Here is a 17,712-nt window from a genome sequence, read left to right as displayed (position 1 = left end):
GTTGCCTGCAACTGATAGTGTGCAGGCTCGGCCTGGGTCAAGGCCGCTTTCGGCGGCAGCCCGTGATGGCTCATACGTTGGGTCGAAGGGTGTCGTCCTCCAAAAGCTCAGCGCCGATAGCGGCTGCTGCGCGCATAGACCTGGCGATTTTCCTGCACAGGGCGACTGGCGAGACTGATGCGCGCTTCGCTTGCAAGCGGGGCCGCCGGCTTCAGCTCCTCCAGGAAGATCGGACGCGAGAAGTAGTAGCCCTGCGCATAGCGGATCTTGGTCGCGGCCTGCAGATAGGCGAGCTCCTCAAACGACTCGATGCCCTCCGCGATCACCGTCATGCCCAGCGCCTCGCTCAGGGATTCGATCGCACGCAGGATGCCCTGGCTGCGCGGTCGCTTATGAATGTCGGTGATGAAGGAGCGGTCGATCTTGATCTCGTCCGCCGTGATATCGGCGAGTGCCGACAGCGACGAATAGCCGATGCCGAAATCATCGATCGAGATGCCGACGCCGATCCCGCGCAGCAGCGGCACGATCTCGTCCTGGAAATGGCTGCGGGTCACGAACGCGTCCTCGGTGACCTCGATCATGAACCGCTTGGGAAAGCCGGTCGCTGCGATCGCCCGGGCGAAGGGCTGCATGAATTCCGGATTCGACGCCTGTTTCGCCGCGACGTTGATGCTGATCGTCGCTTCCGGCCCAAACGCGTCGTTGATCAGATCGATCGACTTGATGATCTCGTCGAGCACGAGATGGGCGAGCTCGTCGATGAGACCGAGCTCGACCGCGAGGTTGATGAACGATCCGGGTGCCTGGATCACGCCTTCATTGTCGCGCAGCCGCACCAGCGCCTCGATGCCCTTGATCTCCTCGGTGCGGATGTCGACCTTGGCCTGGAACGCGCAGCAGAAGCGCTTTTCGAGGATCGCGAGCCGCAGCGACTGCTCGACCTTCATGCGCGCCAGCGCCTCGTGCTCCATCGCGCTGGAGAAGAAGGCCAGCGTGCCCTTGCCGCCGTTCTTGACGCGGTACATCGCCAGATCCGCGTTCTGGCGCAGCACGTCGTAGCTTGCGCCGTGTTCGGGAAACAGGCTCACTCCGACGGACGCGGAGGCGAACACTTCGGCGCCGTCGATGAAGAAGGGCGCGTTCAGGCGTTCCAGCATCGCGTGCAGGAATTCGGCGACCTCCTCGGCGCGCTCGATCGGATGCAGCAGCAGCAGGAACTCGTCGCCGCTGATGCGCGACAGCAGGTCCGACTCGCGCAGGTCGCGGCTGATGCGCTTGGCGAGCTCGACCAGCAGCGCATCGCCGGTGGCGTGGCCGTAATAGTCGTTGATGTACTTGAAATTGTCGAGGTCGAGAAAGGCGAGTGCGAAGCGTCCGTCGACGCGGCCGCGCCGGACCAGCAGGTCGGCGCGATGCTCGACCACGCGGCGCATCGGCAGGCCGGTCAACTCGTCGTAATAGGCGGCGCGAAACAACTGGTCCTCGAACTCCTTCTGCTCGCTGATATCGGCCGAGCTGGAGATGAGGACGGTCTGGTCGCCGATGCGAACCGGCCGATGCGCGGTCAGCAGGGTCTGCGCGCCGCGCTCGCCTGCCACTTTTTCCTCGCCGATCACCGTCCGACCCCGGCCGAGGATCTCGCGGCAGGCCGTGCGCCGGTTATGGAGATGCGGCGCCGAGAGGCCGTCGATGCTGTTGGCGGCGGCGCCGAGCTGGACGGCGGCCGTATCGTTGACCAGCAGAAAGCGACCATGCTCGTCCTGGACCGTGACGCCCGACGGCAGCTGGCTGAGGACGCTGCGCAGGAAGCGCAGCTCGGCCTCGGTCGAGCCCAGCCCCTCGTTCGGCCCGGGGGAAAAGTTGAATCGGTCGCTGCTGTACATGCGCCGATTGTGCAAAGTTCCCGCTTCATTTTAGTTAAGCGCTACGTAGAAACCCGGAACGCGCGAGCCAAGTCTCGGGAATGACGGAGCTTTGTGCCGCGGCGTCATTAACCGTTCCTGAATCGGAGCAGCGACGCGGCCGCGCGCATGCGGCGAAAGTGGTAGGCAGGAATGGCCGCCCGGCGGCCGGTTCAGCTTGGTGGCACGCGACACTGCAAGGTGCAGTGAAGGCCGGATTCGAGAAATCTGGTCTCGGTCCTGCCATCGAACGACGACAGCACGGACTTCAGCAATTTGCTTCCGAAACCGGGCCTGCCGATCGGACCGATCGGCGGACCCGCGGCCTCGTCCCAGGTCAGATGGAGGCGGTCCTCCTGCATCGTCCATGACACCTGAAGGAAGCCGCGCGGCGAGGCAAAGGCGCCGTACTTGCCGGCATTGGTCGCAAGCTCGTGAAAGATCAAAGCGAGGCTGACGGCGAGCTTGGCAGGCAGGAACAGCGGCGGGCCGTGGAGCTCGAAGCGGACATGGCCATATGGCCCGAGCTCCGAGACCAGCAGATCCTTCAGGTCGCAGCCCTGTCCGTCGGCGCGCGCGATCAGGTCGTCCGCGGTCGCGAGCGCGCGGATGCGCTGGTCGATGCGGCTCCACACCTGCGGCTGGTCGTACAGCACCTGATGCAGCACGGCGTGAATGGTGGATGTCTTGTTCTTGAGCCGGTGGTGCAGCTCGTCGACCAGGAGCTTGCGATACTGCTCCTCCTGGGTGAGCCGCCGGGCGATCTCGCGCTGCTTGGCGGCCAGGCGCCGGTAGTGATCGACGCCCCAGATCACCAGCAGCGCCACGACCATATACATCGCCATCAGCGCGAGCCGGGCGCCATCGGCCGGACCGCCGCCAAAATCGAGCGTCAGGCCGAGCGCCGCGCCTGCGATCGCCGTCGCCAGGCCGACGCCCGATCCGCCCATCGCGGTGGCGAAGAAGACGGCCGGGATGTAGGGCGTGAAGAACACGTCGGGCCGCAGATGCGCCATGCCGTAGCGGATCGCCGTGGCTGCGAGCAGGCACATCGCTGCAAACATGCAACTCCATGTCAGGGAAGGCTGCTGCTCGCCGCGCCAGATCCGCTTGATGTCGTCGATGAGTCGCGTCATGGACATCCATGAGCCTCAACTGCGCAACCAAATTAAGGCCGACGTGGCGGTAATTTGTCCGGTTGATGGAGGCCGTCTTGCGTGTGTTGCAACCTGGCGCGCAGGATGATGGTTCCGCGGCGGAACTCAGGCGCTTGTTATTCCGCCGCCCAGAACGAGCACGCAGCAGCAAAGGAAGGAGCAGGGAATGGGACGGTTGGAGGGCAAGGTCGCCGTGATCACGGGCGCGACCAGCGGCATCGGCCTGCGCACGGCGGAAATCTTCGTAGCCGAGGGTGCGAAGGTCGTCGTCGCGGGCCGGCGCAGCGCCGAGGGCGAGGCGCTGGCGAGCAGGCTCGGGGCGAGCTGCGTGTTCCGGCAGACCGACGTCACGGTCGACGGGCAGATGCGGGCATTGATCGATGGCGCGGTCGAGCGCTTTGGCCGGCTCGATTGCGTGTTCAACAATGCGGGCGGTCCGGCGCAGACTGGCGGCATCGAAGGCCTCGACGCCGATCGGTTCGACCAGGCCATGGCGGTGCTGGTGCGCAGCGTCATGCTCGGCATGAAATACGCCGCGCCCCACATGAAGCGGCAAGGCTCCGGCAGCATCATCAACAACGGCTCGATCGCCGGCCGGCTCGCCGGCTTCTCCACCTCGGTGGTCTACAGCACGGCGAAGGCGGCGGTGATCCATCTGACGAAATGCGTGGCGATGGAGCTCGGCGAATCCGGCGTGCGCGTCAACTCGATCTCGCCCGGACTGATCGCCACCGGCATCTTCGGCAAGGCGCTGGGCCTGTCGACCGAGGCGGCCGAGAAGACGCCGGAGACGATCCGCAACGCCTATGCCACGGCGCAGCCGATTCCGCGTGCCGGCCTGCCCGACGACATCGCCTACGCTGCGGTGTTTCTCGCCAGCGACGAATCGAGCTTCATCAACGGCCATGATCTCGTCATCGACGGTGCCATCACCGGCGGCCGCAACTGGAGCCAGCAGCAGCAGGGCTATCAGGCGATGCGCAAGCTGCTGGGGGATGCGGTGGAGTAGGGGACGGCGAAGTACACATTTCGTCATGCCCGGACATCCACGTCGCTCATCCGCGCATTGCAGCAGGATGAATGGCCGGGTCAAGCCCGGCCATGACGAGGAGGAAGACGAGGGGGAAAGAGTCCGCAACAAACCAAGATCCTTGGCGCCCTCGCTGCATCAATGCGCGGGGGTCACACCGCCTTCAGCATCACCTTCAGCCCGTCGCGCGGTTTCGGGATCGGCCAGACCTGCCAGTTCGGCTGATAGCCGGGGGCGAAGGAGACCTCGAGGTTGGCGAGGAAGTGCCGCGCGAAGCACTTCACCTGCATGTAGGCGAAGTGCAGGCCGAGGCACATGTGCGCACCGCCGCCGAACGGCACCCAGGCGAAGCGGTGGCGGCCGCGCTGGGCCTCGTCGGTGAAGCGCATCGGGTCGAACCGCTCCGGCTCCGGCCAGATCTCCGGCATGTGATGGGTGTACATCGGGTTGATGCCGACGCCGGTGCCGGCGGGAATCGCGTAGCCCTTGAAGGTGAAATCCCGGATCGGCCGGCGCGGCAGCGACGGCACCGGCGGCATCAGCCGCAGGGTCTCCTGGAACGCCATCTCGGTCAGCTTCATCTTCTCCAGATGCTCCGAGTTCATCGGTTCGTCCTTGGCGAGGCCGAGGCTCGTCACCTCGTCGCGCAGCTTCTGCTGCCACTGTGGATGCGCGGCGAGCTGGGCGACGAAGGAGGTCAGCGACGAGGTCAGCGTGTCGTGCGCCGCCATCATCAGGAAGCTCATGTGGTCGACGATGTCCTGCGTCGACAGCAACGCGCCGTGGTCATCGGTGGCGCGGCACAGATGCGAGAACAGATCGTCGCCATCGCCTTTCGCACGTCGCAACGGGATCTGCTCGGAGAAATAGGCGACGATGCGCTGCCGGCCCTTGACCCCGCGCGCCATCTGCGTGCCTGGCAGCGGCCTGCGGATCGGCGCCACCGAGGCCGCGACCATGTCGACGAAGGCGCGGTTGATGGCGTCGACCTCCGGCCCGATCTCGGTGCCGAGGAAGGACGTCGCGGCGAGGTCGAGCGTGAGCTGCTTGATCGCCGGATAGAACAGCATCTCGCCCGGATTTGCTTTCCACTGCGCGATGCGCGCGGCGATGCCGCGGTCGAGGCCGGCGAGATAGGACTTCATCGGCCCGGCCTTGAAGGCGACGGACAGCGCCTTGCGGTGCATGCGATGCTCGTCGAAATCGAGCAGCATCAGGCCGCGCGGAAACAGCAGGTTGAGGATGTGGCCCCAGCCATGCGCCGAGGAGAACAGCTTGGCCTGGTCGAACAGCACCAGCTCGTTGGCCTCGGGGCCGAGCAGCACGACGTTGACCTCGCCGAACATGTGGGTGCGGTAGACGGGGCCATACTTCCTGGCGTTGCGCTCGACGTGACCCTTGGGGTCGGCGAGGGTCTCGAATGTCTTGCCGATGATCGGCCAGCCTTCGTCGCCGGGGATATGGGTCAGTGAGTTGCGCCGCGGCGAGGTCAGGCGGAACGATGGCGTGGCCACACTTTGCATCGACATCAAGGAGGCTCCGTGTTCGAGGCGGCGGGGCGCGGCGACGCGCCGGCACACATTGAAGGGCGGTTGCAGCCATCATGCAATACGCTGCGTTATTTCGTCTCGGTGTAGTTGTGCTGCATCGCACGCGTTGGCGATCTCGCGACGCGCTTCATGCGTCCGAGTCCTGCTGGACTTGCTGCCCCCCCCAAGCAGAGGGCACGGGGAATGCCGGGCGCTGGCCGCACCCATGGCCCGCCTGCAGAAAAAAATGCAGGCGGCAGGTACCACAGGTTCAGCCGAGGCATCCCGGCATTCCCCGCGCGATGGTTTTCACGGCTGCTTCGCGTTCTCCCCGGTGCGCCGGGCTTTTTGGCCACCGTTGCCTGCGCGACGCGTGAGCGCCGCTGCAAGCGTAACACCAGCATCGGGGTGCCAGGACCACGCGACTTGACCGTGCGCATCGCCGCCGTTCGTCCGCGCGGGATAACCACGCTGCGACATCGACACGCCCACCGCATCCCGCCTCAACGTTCGTGACGACCGCGAAGCGCCCCTCTTAATCGAGACGGGACTGTGTGAAGGTATGCCTGATTCGGAAAAACGAAAGCAGAATATTTTTGCGCGCAGGACTGGACAGGGATGATGTGATTGAGGTGTTTCGTGAAATGAGTTTTTCGGCGCGCACCGCTTCATGGTGATGAGCCTGTGATCGACAGGCCAGCGCGGTGTGGTTTCGCCGTTTCAAAGGCGCTTTGCTGGAAGCGATTTGCCCGTCGGCCCCGACGGTCGCCAATACGTCCTGCTGTCGCTCGCCGGCGATGCCGCGATGTCGGCGGTCAATCCGCGCAGGATCAGCGGATCATCTTTCGAGGCGGGCAAGCCTCGCCGCAGGCAGAAGCCGCCACGCGTTCCGACCCGGACGCCAAGTCCATCAGCCGCCCGATTTGTTGATCTTTTTCACCTTGGCGTCGGTTGCCTCGATCGAGGCCGCCAGCTCCAGGATCGCCTTTGCCAGGAGGTCGGCGGCCTCCTTGGGGTCCTGCGAACGTTCGGCGCGCAGCGCGTAGTTCTTGGCTGAGGAGAGCGACATTTGCGACCTTTTTCGCGGAAAAACCTGCCGGGTCGAGACGGCGGGCTGCCTGGCGCATCCTACGCGCGAGCGGTCCCCCGCAGACCGTGCGCGATTGGCGGCGAACATGGCAGGCCGGGGTTAAGAAAATCCTCGTGACGCCCGATCGCCGATGCGTCCTCGGCTGCGCGCGTAGCCGCGTCGCGCACGCGTCCGTTCGTCCCAAGGCGCCGATTTTCAAAGTGCGACGCCATGACGGTAGGCGAGTTTCGCGTGGCCATATATCCGTGTGCCCCGCCGCGTCACCTCAAGGGCGATCTGATCGCGGTCGATTCGGGTCATCAAGACGCCGAGGCAGTCATATCTCGCCGCTCCAATGTCGCGGCTGGTTTCGACGTGCAGCTGTAGGCGAGCCGGGTCTGGGCCGAAGTTGCGCACGATCGCGTCGTCGCCATAGAATCGCTTGATCGTGTCCTTGATGAAAATGATTTCATCAGCAGACACGGGGGCGGGCGGCCGTGGAAAGCATTGAGGTTTGGCAGCAGGCATGCCGCTCAAAGTAGCGCCCGGGCAGATTGGAGCCAAGCCTCGCCGGCCTATGGTTTGACGGTGCTCACTTTCATCGGCGTGCGCAAGACAGCTCGTTTCAGCACCGACCGCGCCTCAGAACTTGTAGGCGAGGCCGACCGTCGCCGTATGAGTTCGCGTCGTCACGTGCGCGGTGAAGCGGTCGTCGAACCCGACCCCGACGCCGCCTGCGACGAAGAAGGGCTGAGTCCAGGTGCCGAAATCGGCATAGCGGTAGTCGGCCCGCACCAGCCAGCGGCCGCCGATCATGTGCTCGATGCCGCCGCCGACGGTCCAGCCGACCCGGGTCGAGGCGTAGGTCTCGTCGTGCGGACTGCCGAAGCAGAACGGGTTGCCGGGAACGATGGTGCAACTGGCGTTCAGCTCGAGGCGCTGCCACGCCACGCCGCCGCTGCCATAGACCAGCGTAGAGGGCGCGACCAGATAACCCAGACGGGCGCGCACGCTGCCGTCCCAGGTTTCCTTCACCGAGCCGGACGGCAGGCCGACCAGCGGCGTGCCGAAGAACAGCCCGGCCGTGCCCGGCAGCGCACTCGCCCGCTTGGTGTTGTCGGCCCAGCCAAAGTCGCCCTCGACGCCAGCCACCCATGACGGAGCGAACTGCCAGTTGACGCCGAGATAGCCGCCGATCCTGGCCGCCACACTGTCCATGGCCCCGCCGGTGCCTGCCGTCGGCACGAACACGCCGGCACCGAAGTTCGGGGAGATGTCGCTGGTCCGCCAATCATTGTCCGCCCAGCGGGCACCGACCGACACGCCGGCATAGACGCCGGTCCACGACGGCGCGGCGACGACCGGCGGTGCCTTCACCGGCAGGTCGGCCGCCTTCGCTGCTCCCGCCAGCGCGATGCTCGCGAACGCGAACGCCATCGCCGCTACTCCAGATTTCGTCATGCTTTGCCCTAGCGCGCGACGTCGATTCGACATGGTTGCGGCACCATCGCCGGTTGCATCGAGCGCGGCAATTGCATCGCGATCGGCTGAGCCAAAAAGTTCGCGGTGTTGCTGGTGAGATACGTCGACTTGGCCGAAGCGACGTTGGACGGTCCACCCCGCCCGAGGTCGGCCCCCGCGTCCTCTTGACCCGTAAATCCACGGAGCCAAATGTTTACCACCCGGCCATCGGCCTCATCTAGCAACGGCCAGACCTGACGTCTGGTCAGCAGACAACGAGGGCAAGGGCATGAGCAATCAGTTGCTGGTGATCGAGGATGCCGAGGTGCATCTGTCGATCCTGCGCAAGATCGCCGCGCAATGCGGCTACGAGGCGACCTGCGTGACCTCGGTCGGGGCTGCGGCGGAGGTGCTGCGCCAGCGGACCTTCGACTGCATCACCCTGGATCTGTCGCTCGGCGATCGCTGCGGCGCCGATATCCTGCTGCTGCTCAACGAGCTGAAATCGCGCACGCCGGTGATCTTCATCAGCGGCGCCGAGGACGCCACGCGCGAGGAGCATGTCCGGCTCGCGACCGTGCTCGGGCTCGTCGTCTATCCGCAATTCCAGAAGCCCGTCGACCTGCCGGCGCTGCGCGAGACGCTGAAGCAGATCGCCACCATCGCCGACTGCGAGAGGCTGGTCGCGGCGGTGAGGTGAGGGCCATGGGTAGGGCGGATTAGCGCAGCGTAATCCGCCGTCAGGATACGGCGTAGTGACCTGCCCACTTGGCATATACCATGCTCGATCGTGATACCGACGACGACCTGATGAAGTCTCTCGTGAGGGTCGGCGGATTACGCTGCGCTAATCCGCCCTACGCACCGTCGTTGATTCACCCCCGCTGCTTCGCCGCGGCCTGCTGCAGGTCCGGCGCATTCACCGCGGGAATCGCGACGCGGCCGGGTCCCGTCTGCGACAGCGCCGCGGCGGCCTTGTCGTTGTCCATGATCTTGGCCATCACGGCCTGACCGGCGCGCTCGAAGATGGCGCGGTTCTCGATGACGAATTTCTGCGAGCGGCGCAGCCCGTCGATGTAGCCGTTGATCTCCGGCACGACGTAGCGCGCGACCATGTCCCAGCTGCGGCGCGTGTTCTCCGGATTGGCCCAGTCGTGCACGAAGCCGATGATGGCGCCGACACCGCCGGACACCTGCATCAGGTTCTTGATCGTCTTGACGAGGTCGTCGGGCGTGCCGATCGTCGACGCCGCGCCGTCGACGAAGGCGGTCTTGTCGACGGCTTCATCGGGCGAAGAGAACGGCTTCAGGCCCGGCCGCATCAGGGTGCCCACGGTATACTCGTTGTGCCAGCGCATCAGCCCAGGGCCGGCCTCGCGGCGCGCCTGCTCGCGCGTCTCGGCGATGTGCCAGGACAACAGCACGCGCCAGTTCGCGCGGCTCACGGTCGTGCCGTGCTTCTTCGCGGCATCCTCGGCGAACTCCCATTGCTGCGGCAGCGCCATCAGGCCCTGCGTCGACATCGAGCCGAGCGAGATGATGCCGATGCCGTATTTGCCCGCGAGCGTCATGCCGGACGGCGAGATCTGCGACGCCACGACGAACGGCATCTCCTCCTGCAAGGGGAGGATCTGCAGCGCTGCGTCATTCATCGTGAACCAGTCGCTCTTGGCGGTGACGCGCTCGCCGTTGAACAGGCGACGGATGATCGCGATCGCCTCGTCCTGACGGTCACGCTGCGTCATCGGATCGATGCCGAGCGTGTGGGCATCGGAGGCGAGCGCGCCCGGGCCCGAGCCGAAGATGGCGCGGCCGCCAGTCATGTGATCGAGCTGCACCATCCGCTGCGCGACGTTGTAGGGATGATGATAGGGCAGCGAGATGACGCCGGTGCCGAGTCTGATGCGCTTGGTGCGCTCGCCGGCTGCGGCGAGAAACATCTCGGGCGAGGCAATCATTTCCCAGCCGCTGGAATGATGCTCGCCGCACCAGAACTCGTCATAGCCGAGCTCGTCGAGCTGAGAAACCAGATCGAGGTCGCGGCGGAATTGCAGCATCGGATGCTCGCCGATCGGATGATGCGGAGCGAGGAAAGCGCCAAATTTGAGCCGCGCCATGTGTTTTCTCCCAAGCGGAATTCGTTGTTGCTTGCCGATCAGGCTAGTTGGCGCCTCGGTGTGAGGCAATCATCTTGCCGCGCACGGCGACCGGTGCATGGCTGCCATTTGTTTGTTTACTGATCGCCGATCGGTGCTCACACTTCATTCGCGCGGAGCGATTCGCCATGTGATGATGCCGTCGAGCGCGTGGTGCGGGTCTTGCTGGTTGCGGCGCGCCTCGCTCTCACGTTCGCGGCGATTGACGTGCTCCGCGGTTCGCGTTTCGGTGATTGCTGCGTGAAGTGCCGCCTCGGCGTGGCATTTAGATCGCAGCAAGAACGAAATTCGCAATCAAATTGCTGAGGTCCGCAGTCTCGCGGGCTTTTTCTTTTGCACTGCAGCAACCATCTGGGTGATGGTGGATTGTCTACCCGCTGACGTGAATACGTGAATGCCTAAGGAGCTTGCCGTTGTCCCTCGCTGAAAATGTTGAGTACTTGCGAAGGCTGCGCGAGCTGAACAGCATCACCGGATTTGCCGATTTTCATCGTCAGCCGCGTCGCGCCCCGGAGACTCCGCTGATCGAGATCGAGCATTTCGGCACCAATCCTGGGCGCCTGAAGATGTTCGCCCATGTGCCGGCGCAGCGTCAGCCGCTGGCGCCACTGGTCGTCGTGCTGCATGGCTGCGGGCAGGGCGCCGCCGAGTACGATCTCGGCGCCGGCTGGTCGACGCTCGCCAAGCATTTCGGCTTCGCGCTGCTGTTGCCGGAGCAGCAGCGGGTCAACAATCCGCAGCGCTGCTTCAACTGGTTTCAGTCGGAGGACATCACGCGCGACCAGGGCGAGGTCGCCTCGATCCGTGAGATGATCGCGCGCATGGTGGCGGACTATGCCATCGATCCCAGGCGCATCTACGTCACCGGCCTGTCGGCGGGCGGCGCGATGACCATGGCGCTGCTTTCCGCGCATCCCGAATTGTTCGCTGCCGGCGCCGTCATCGCCGGGCTGCCGTTCGGCACCGCGCGCAGCATGCGCGACGCGATCCTGCAGATGCGGATGCCGCCGGCGCGCCCCGCCGGCGAGCTCGGCGATCTCGTTCGCCGTGCCTCGAACCACCGCGGCAAGTGGCCGAAGCTGTCGGTGTGGCACGGCACAGCGGACTACACGGTGCATCCCGACAATGCGGGCGAGATCGTCAAGCAGTGGCTGGACCTGCACCATCTGCCGTTGGCGCCAATGGCCGCAGCCGAGGTGAACGGCTATCCGCATGAGCAATGGTGGAATGCCGACGGCGAGACCGTCGTGGAATCGTTCACGATTTCCAACATGGCGCATGGCACGCCGATCGGGCTCGCGGCCAACGACAAGCGCTATGGCAAGGCCGGACCGTTCCTGCTCGAGGCCGGCATTTCCTCGTCCTATCACATCGCGAAATTCTTCGGCGTCACCGATTGGATTCGTCCGCTCAAGGCGGCCACGACGTCGCCGAGCACGAAGCTGATCCCGCAGGTGTCGCCGATCTCGGCGGTGCCGGCCTTGACCAAGATCTTGCGACGCGCGGCGGACGCCCCATCCCCCGCTGCGGAGACGGTCGACGTCAAGCCAGCCGAGATCAAAGTGGTCGAGCCCCGAATGTCGCCGACCGGCATGTTGCTCTCTGCACCGGCATCCGCTGCGGTCCCGCAGCCCAAGGTCGCGCCCGAGGCGCCGGCATCCGAGTCGCGGAAAGCGGCGAAGCCCAAGCCGGACCAGAAGCCGGAGTCCAAGCCCGTGGCCGTCTCCAAGCCCCCAGAGCCGAAACGGCTGGAGTCGTCGACCGGCGAATCTTCGATCAACGGCAGTGGCGCGACCGCCAAGCCGCGGCGCCGGACCATCAACGTCGCCGCCGTGATCGACCGTGCCCTGCAAGCGGCCGGCCTGAAGTAGACGCGCCGCAGCCGTTCATGGCTCGCGCGCGAGAGACGCGCGGGTCAGACGGTCCCCGTCAGGAACGGGTTCGTCATCCGCTCCTGGCCGAAGCTCGATCCGGCGCCATGGCCGCAGATGAAGCCGACGTCGTCGCCGAGCGGCAGCAGCTTGTCCTTGATCGAGCGGATCAGCGTGTCGTGGCTGCCGCCGGGCAGGTCGGTGCGGCCGACCGAGCCGTTGAACAAGACGTCGCCGACATGGGCGAAGCGCATTTCCTTGTTGAAGAACACGACGCTGCCCGGCGAATGGCCGGGGCAGTGCAGGATGTCGAAGACGAGCTCGCCGATCTCGACCGTATCGCCTTCCTCGAGCCAGCGGTCGGGCGTCACGTCGCGCACGCCCGTGATGCCGAAGCGCGCGCCACTGGCGACGACGTTGTCGAGCAGGAATTTGTCGGCGACATGCGGCCCCTCGATCGGCACCTTCAGCTGATCGCGCAGATCGGCCGCGCCGCCGACGTGATCGATATGGCCATGCGTCAGCCAGATCTTCTCCACGGTGACATTGGCCTGCGCGATCGCCGCCTGGATGTTCGGCACGTCGCCGCCGGGATCGATCACGATCGCCTTCTTCGTCGCCTCGCACCACAGGATGGTGCAGTTCTGCTCGAACGGCGTCACGGGCACGATCATCGCGCCGGCCTTCGCCCTGGTCTGGTTCTGCTCGGTCATGGCGCCAGCATGCCGATTTTTCGCAATGCGCCAAGTGAAAAACACCTGCGGGCGGCGGCTCGACGTTCCGGCCAGGGCGACCAAGGCGGGGCTTGTGAACCTGCCGCCGGTTCCTGCGTTGGGCCGCAGGTTGCGAGCAGAAAGCGGTCGACATGGCGGAGCAGGGCGCCTGGTGGCGCGAGGGGATTTTCTACCAGATCTATCCGCGCTCGTTCCAGGACAGCGACGGCGACGGGGTCGGCGACCTCACCGGCATCATCCATCGCCTGCCCTATCTCTTGACGCTCGGTGTCGATGCGATCTGGCTGTCGCCGATCTTTACCTCGCCGATGGCCGATTTCGGCTACGACATCGCCGACTACACCGGTATCGATCCGCTGTTCGGGACGATGGAGGATTTCGACGCGCTGGTGAAGGCCGCGCATGACGGCGGCCTCAAGCTCATTCTCGATCTCGTGCCGAACCACACCTCCGATCAGCATCCCTGGTTTCTGCAGGCGTGCCACTCGCGCGACGACCCGCACCGCGACTGGTACATCTGGCGCGATCCCGCCGCCGATGGCGGGCCGCCGAACAACTGGCTGTCCGAGTTCGGCGGCAGCGCCTGGCAGTTCGAGTCCCAGACCGGGCAGTACTACTATCACGCCTTCCTGGCGCAGCAGCCGGACCTGAACTGGCGCAATGCGCAGGTGCGGGCGGCGATCTATGACGTCATGCGGTTCTGGCTGCGCAAGGGCGTCGACGGCTTTCGCGTGGACGTGATCTGGCACCTCATCAAGGACGCCGAGTTTCGCGACAACCCGGCCAATCCCGACTATCACGGCGGAAGGCCGCCGCATGAGCAGATCCTGTCGCGCTACTCCGCCGACCAACCGGAAGTGCATGAGGTCGTCGCCGAGATGCGGCAGGTGATCGACGAATTCGACGACCGCGTGCTGATCGGCGAGATCTACCTGCCGCTGGAGCGGCTGATGACCTATTACGGCAAGGATCTCGGCGGCGCGCATCTGCCGTTCAATTTCGCGCTGCTGTCCGCGCCCTGGCATGCGCGCGAGATCGAGAGGATCATCGCCGACTACGAAGCCGCGCTGCCACCGGGCGCCTGGCCCAACTGGGTGCTCGGCAACCACGACCGGCCCCGGGTGGCGAGCCGTGTCGGACCCGAGCAGGCGCGGGTAGCGGCGATGCTGCTGCTGACCTTGCGCGGCACGCCGACGCTGTATTACGGCGACGAGATCGGGATGCATCAGGTCGCCATCAGCCCGGAGCAGGTGCGCGATCCCTTCGAGAAGAACGTGCCCGGCATCGGCGTCGGCCGCGACGGCTGCCGCACCCCGATGCAATGGAGCGCGCTGCCGCAGGCCGGCTTCAGCCAAGCCGCGCCGTGGCTGCCGGTTGCCGATGACTACATGCATGAGAATGTCGTCAATCTGACCGCCGACCGGCGCTCGATCCTCAATCTCACCCGTGCGCTCATTCGTCTGCGGAAGCAGCACCGCGTGCTCGTCACCGGGTCCTATCGGTCGGTCGCGGCGCAAGGCGATCTCCTGCTCTACCGCCGCGAAGACGACGGCGAGGTGCTGACCATCGCGCTCAATCTCGGCGGCGAGCCGGTTTCCATCGCGACCGAAGCAGGCGGCCTTACCGGCGAGATCCTGCTCTCGACCTGGCTCGACCGCGGCGGCGAGCGCATCGACGGCACGCTGGATCTGCGCGGCAATGAGGGCGTGGTCGTCGGCAGGAGGACGTAGCCACTTCTCCGGCGAGGGGGCGGCGCGTCGCAATCGATGTCGTTGAGGCCCGATCGCAGGGCTTCGCTGGACGCCTTCAGCCGTATTGCTCGGGTCTTCCGTGCCGCCGTGTCCCCGGAATTGTTGAGGTTCCCACCGAACGGCGCCATATTGCGCGACAGATGCCGGGGAATCTTCGGCCTTCAAGGAGATGACGTGTACTGGTCTCCGAAACCGGTACTTCGCGGGAGTTCGAACTGATGAATACGCCGCCGCCGCCGACGTCTGACAGTCTCACCGCGGCCGTGACCACGATCAATACGCCGCTGCCGGTCCGCATTGGCGAGGCGACGTTGCTGGCCTGCCTCAAAGCCGAGAAACTGGAGCCGAAATGGCGTGTCCACGTGCAGGCGTTCTTTGACGAAATTGATGCCTCTGTGATCCATCATCTCGTCCTCGACAAGGCTGTGACGTTCGAAGAACTATCGAAGGCGATCGACACTTGGCAGGTTGTGGGGTCCGAAAATGAGAGATGGGTCAGGGAAATGGCGGCCTTCGAGGTGGCAAGACCTCATGCAGAAGGCGCTGCTGTCCCTCGATAGCCTGGAGGGCGGCCCTGGGGCGTGGACGTTCGGGGGCGGCACGGCCCTGGCGCAGAGCTTCGATCATCGCATCAGCTACGACGTCGACATCTTTCTGGATTCGAGCACGGCCCTGAAGCGGCTCGCGCCGAACATGAATCCTGTCACGAAGGCCCTTTGCGGTGGCAATGGCCGGGCAAATATCTGAAGCTGATTCTCCGGGACGTAGGTGAGATCGATTTCTTGAATGCGCCCACCTTTACGGATCATCCGACGTATCCGTTGAGCTTCGGCGGCCGGATTATACCGGCGGAGCGACCGGCAGAGATTGCGACGAAAAAGTTGATCTATCGTGCATCGACCTACACGGCGCGCGACACGTTCGACCTTGCCGCGGTCTATCTCTATGATCGACCGGCGCTCGGCGAGATCGCGCAATCTCCGGCAATGACCCGCGATGTCGTATCGGCCGCACACAATCGTTTAAGTCTGGCAAGATATCAGTTCCAGGCGGAAATGCGAGACCTCATCAATTTGACGGCTCGCGGAGAGAAGTTCGTCGACACCTCCTGCGAAATGGCGTTGGAGGCGTTGGTCGAAATTCAGCGCCTCGTTCACGAACGAGATGCGCAGCCGAGCGGCTGAAGCCGTTCTCCTTGAAGACGCCCGTCATCAGTTGGTCGTCGATCGCCGCCGCGCCTTCCGCCGCTTTTTCACCGGGCTCTTCGTCTCGATATCGCTTCGCCGCAGCAGATAGTCCAATCCGCCGACGCGGTACCAGCGGTAGCCGTAGGGCTCGAGCACCAGGGTGTGGCGGTCGCGGTCGTCGGCCTGGCTGTGATCCTCCGACAGCAGATTGATCAGCAGCTTCCCGCCATCGTCCGGCAGTCCGGCATCGAAGCTGATCTCCCGCGGCTTCTCGTCGAGATTGTGCACGAACAGCACCGAGTTGTTGCGCCAGTCGTAGCGCATGATCAGCACGGCCGGATCCCTGGTCGCGATCACCTCGAAATCGCCCCAGCCGACTTCCGGCACCTCCTTGCGCATGCGGATGATGCGCTCGGTCCAGTTCAGCATGGAATTCGGATCACGCCGCTGCCGGGCGGCGTTGATGTGATCATAGCCATAGGGGCCGTGATCGATCACCGGAGACGCTGGCGCGTCGCTCTTGGTGAAGCCGCCATGCGGCTCGGTCGACCATTGCATCGGGGTGCGCGCGCAATTGCGCTCGGCCAGGCTGAGATCGTCGCCCATCGCGAGCTCGTCGCCATAGCGGATCACGGGCGTGCCGGGCAAGGTGAACATCAGGCTGTAGGCGAGCTCGATGCGGCGGCGGTCGCCGCCGAGCATCGGCGCCAGCCGCCGCCGAATGCCGCGATCGTACAACTGCATGTTCTTGTCCGGGCCGAACGCCGCGAACACCGCCGCGCGCTGCGGCTTGGTCAGGCGTCCCAGATCGAGCTCGTCGTGATTGCGCAGGAACAGGCCCCATTGCGCCGAGGCCGGCCGCGCCTTCGTCTGATAAAGCGCCTCGGCCAGCGGCCGCGTGTCGGAGGCCGCCAGCGCGTAGAACAGATGCTGGTTGACGTGGAAGTTGAACATCATGTGCATGCGGTCGCCGTCGTCGCCGAAATACTCCATGTCGGTTTCCGGCAGCACGTTGGCTTCGGCCAGGATGATCGCTTCGCCCTGGCGCCATTGCAGGAATTCGCGGAAGGTCCTGAGCATGTCGTACTGCTCGACCGGCTTCCTGACATCGGCGCCCTTGGCCGCGATCACGAACGGAACCGCGTCCATGCGGAAGCCGGAGACGCCGAGCTGGATCCAGAAGCCCATGATCTTCAGGATCTCTGCCTGCACCTCGGGATTGGAGGTGTTGAGATCGGGCTGGAAGTCGTAGAAGCGGTGGAAGTACCAGGCGCCCGATTCCTTGTCGCGGGTCCAGGTCGACTTCTGCACGCCGGGAAACACCATCCCCTTGTCGGCATTGGCCGGCTTCTTGTCCGACCAGACATACCAGTCGCGGTAGCGGGCGCTCTTCGAGCTGCGGGCGTCGACGAACCAGGGATGCCGGTCGGAGGTGTGGTTGACGACGAGGTCGATGATCACCCGGATGCCGCGCTGCTTGCAGCCATGCGTGAACTGGACGAAATCACCGAGCGTGCCGTAGCGCGGGTCGACGCCGTAATAGTCGGCGACGTCGTAGCCGTCGTCGTGCTGCGGCGAGGGCTGGAACGGCATCAGCCAGATCGCGGTGATGCCGAGCCCGTGCAGATAGTCGAGCCGGCGCGTCAGCCCCTTGAAATCGCCGATGCCATCGCCGTCGGCGTCCATATAGGTGCCGACCGACAGACAGTAGAACACCGCGTTCTTGTACCAGAGATCGTCGATCATGGACGGCGCCTCGCTGCGCCGCCCGGCCGGCGGCCGGCTTGTTAAGCGAAAGGCCGGCGTCAGGTTCCGGTTCCCGGGTGATCGGCGGGCTTGGGCGACGCCTGGAATCGGTTATGC

16 protein-coding genes are annotated in these 17,712 nt (G+C 65.1%); 7 read left to right on the top strand and 9 right to left on the bottom strand.

What is annotated here, in order from left to right; translation table 11 throughout:
* Positions 1-107: 107 nt before the first annotated feature.
* On the bottom strand, positions 108-1,886 hold the full coding sequence (locus ACQR0W_RS08390) for a putative bifunctional diguanylate cyclase/phosphodiesterase (protein ID WP_315825571.1): 1,779 nt from the start codon (positions 1,884-1,886) through the stop codon (positions 108-110).
* A 191-nt stretch (positions 1,887-2,077) separates the two neighbouring features.
* The gene (locus tag ACQR0W_RS08385) at positions 2,078-3,046 is read right to left on the bottom strand and encodes a sensor histidine kinase (protein ID WP_316171085.1); all 969 of its coding nucleotides are present in this window, start codon (positions 3,044-3,046) and stop codon (positions 2,078-2,080) included.
* A 181-nt stretch (positions 3,047-3,227) separates the two neighbouring features.
* Here ACQR0W_RS08385 and ACQR0W_RS08380 point away from each other — a divergent pair, with 181 nt between their 5' ends.
* Positions 3,228-4,070, top strand: coding sequence for an SDR family NAD(P)-dependent oxidoreductase (locus ACQR0W_RS08380; protein ID WP_315715120.1), 843 nt, complete (start codon positions 3,228-3,230; stop codon positions 4,068-4,070).
* 173 nt (positions 4,071-4,243) lie between these two features.
* On the opposite strand, the gene ACQR0W_RS08375 is transcribed toward ACQR0W_RS08380, so the two are convergent.
* The 4 genes from ACQR0W_RS08375 to ACQR0W_RS08360 all read right to left on the bottom strand — a co-directional run bounded on the left by ACQR0W_RS08375 (position 4,244) and on the right by ACQR0W_RS08360 (position 8,126).
* Positions 4,244-5,620, bottom strand: a complete 1,377-nt coding sequence (locus ACQR0W_RS08375) for a cytochrome P450 (protein WP_316171084.1) — start codon at positions 5,618-5,620, stop codon at positions 4,244-4,246.
* 910 nt (positions 5,621-6,530) lie between these two features.
* Positions 6,531-6,689, bottom strand: a complete 159-nt coding sequence (locus ACQR0W_RS08370; protein ID WP_213737209.1) for a hypothetical protein — start codon at positions 6,687-6,689, stop codon at positions 6,531-6,533.
* A 216-nt stretch (positions 6,690-6,905) separates the two neighbouring features.
* Positions 6,906-7,217 (bottom strand): hypothetical protein, encoded by a 312-nt coding sequence (locus ACQR0W_RS08365; protein WP_315715122.1) that lies wholly within the window; start codon positions 7,215-7,217, stop codon positions 6,906-6,908.
* 114 nt (positions 7,218-7,331) lie between these two features.
* A complete protein-coding gene (locus ACQR0W_RS08360; RefSeq protein WP_316171026.1) occupies positions 7,332-8,126 on the bottom strand; it encodes an outer membrane protein in 795 nt (264 codons plus the stop codon).
* 313 nt (positions 8,127-8,439) lie between these two features.
* On the opposite strand from ACQR0W_RS08360, the gene ACQR0W_RS08355 reads away from it, so the two are divergent.
* Positions 8,440-8,850: a response regulator gene (locus ACQR0W_RS08355; protein WP_315825568.1), complete on the top strand. Its 411-nt coding sequence runs from the start codon at positions 8,440-8,442 to the stop codon at positions 8,848-8,850.
* Between the two features lie 175 nt (positions 8,851-9,025).
* Here the strand turns inward: ACQR0W_RS08355 and ACQR0W_RS08350 are convergent, their stop codons facing one another.
* Entirely contained in the window at positions 9,026-10,267 is a 1,242-nt protein-coding gene (locus tag ACQR0W_RS08350; protein ID WP_315715125.1) for an LLM class flavin-dependent oxidoreductase, read from the bottom strand.
* Positions 10,268-10,719: 452 nt separating this feature from the next.
* On the opposite strand from ACQR0W_RS08350, the gene ACQR0W_RS08345 reads away from it, so the two are divergent.
* Positions 10,720-12,177, top strand: a complete 1,458-nt coding sequence (locus tag ACQR0W_RS08345) for an extracellular catalytic domain type 1 short-chain-length polyhydroxyalkanoate depolymerase (protein WP_316186599.1) — start codon at positions 10,720-10,722, stop codon at positions 12,175-12,177.
* Between the two features lie 44 nt (positions 12,178-12,221).
* On the opposite strand, the gene ACQR0W_RS08340 is transcribed toward ACQR0W_RS08345, so the two are convergent.
* On the bottom strand, positions 12,222-12,890 hold the full coding sequence (locus tag ACQR0W_RS08340; protein ID WP_315751891.1) for an MBL fold metallo-hydrolase: 669 nt from the start codon (positions 12,888-12,890) through the stop codon (positions 12,222-12,224).
* A gap of 152 nt (positions 12,891-13,042) precedes the next feature.
* On the opposite strand from ACQR0W_RS08340, the gene ACQR0W_RS08335 reads away from it, so the two are divergent.
* The 4 genes from ACQR0W_RS08335 to ACQR0W_RS08320 all read left to right on the top strand — a co-directional run bounded on the left by ACQR0W_RS08335 (position 13,043) and on the right by ACQR0W_RS08320 (position 15,846).
* Entirely contained in the window at positions 13,043-14,641 is a 1,599-nt protein-coding gene (locus tag ACQR0W_RS08335; RefSeq protein ID WP_316205691.1) for an alpha-amylase family glycosyl hydrolase, read from the top strand.
* Between the two features lie 239 nt (positions 14,642-14,880).
* A complete protein-coding gene (locus ACQR0W_RS08330) occupies positions 14,881-15,222 on the top strand; it encodes a hypothetical protein (protein ID WP_316186601.1) in 342 nt (113 codons plus the stop codon).
* Complete coding sequence (locus ACQR0W_RS08325) at positions 15,194-15,409, top strand: nucleotidyl transferase AbiEii/AbiGii toxin family protein (protein ID WP_316186602.1); 216 nt, start codon at positions 15,194-15,196, stop codon at positions 15,407-15,409. Before ACQR0W_RS08330 ends, ACQR0W_RS08325 begins: the two co-directional genes overlap by 29 nt.
* 35 nt (positions 15,410-15,444) lie before the next feature.
* Complete coding sequence (locus ACQR0W_RS08320; RefSeq protein ID WP_316186603.1) at positions 15,445-15,846, top strand: hypothetical protein; 402 nt, start codon at positions 15,445-15,447, stop codon at positions 15,844-15,846.
* A 27-nt stretch (positions 15,847-15,873) separates the two neighbouring features.
* Here ACQR0W_RS08320 and ACQR0W_RS08315 read toward each other — a convergent pair whose 3' ends face one another.
* Positions 15,874-17,595, bottom strand: coding sequence for an alpha-amylase family protein (locus ACQR0W_RS08315; protein ID WP_316186604.1), 1,722 nt, complete (start codon positions 17,593-17,595; stop codon positions 15,874-15,876).
* Between the last annotated feature and the right edge of the window lie 117 nt (positions 17,596-17,712).

Source organism: Bradyrhizobium sp. HKCCYLRH1034 (assembly GCF_051168375.1).
GTDB lineage: Bacteria > Pseudomonadota > Alphaproteobacteria > Rhizobiales > Xanthobacteraceae > Bradyrhizobium.
The sequence above is the reverse complement of the archived record's forward strand: the minus strand, read 5'-3'. Positions and strand labels throughout refer to the sequence as shown.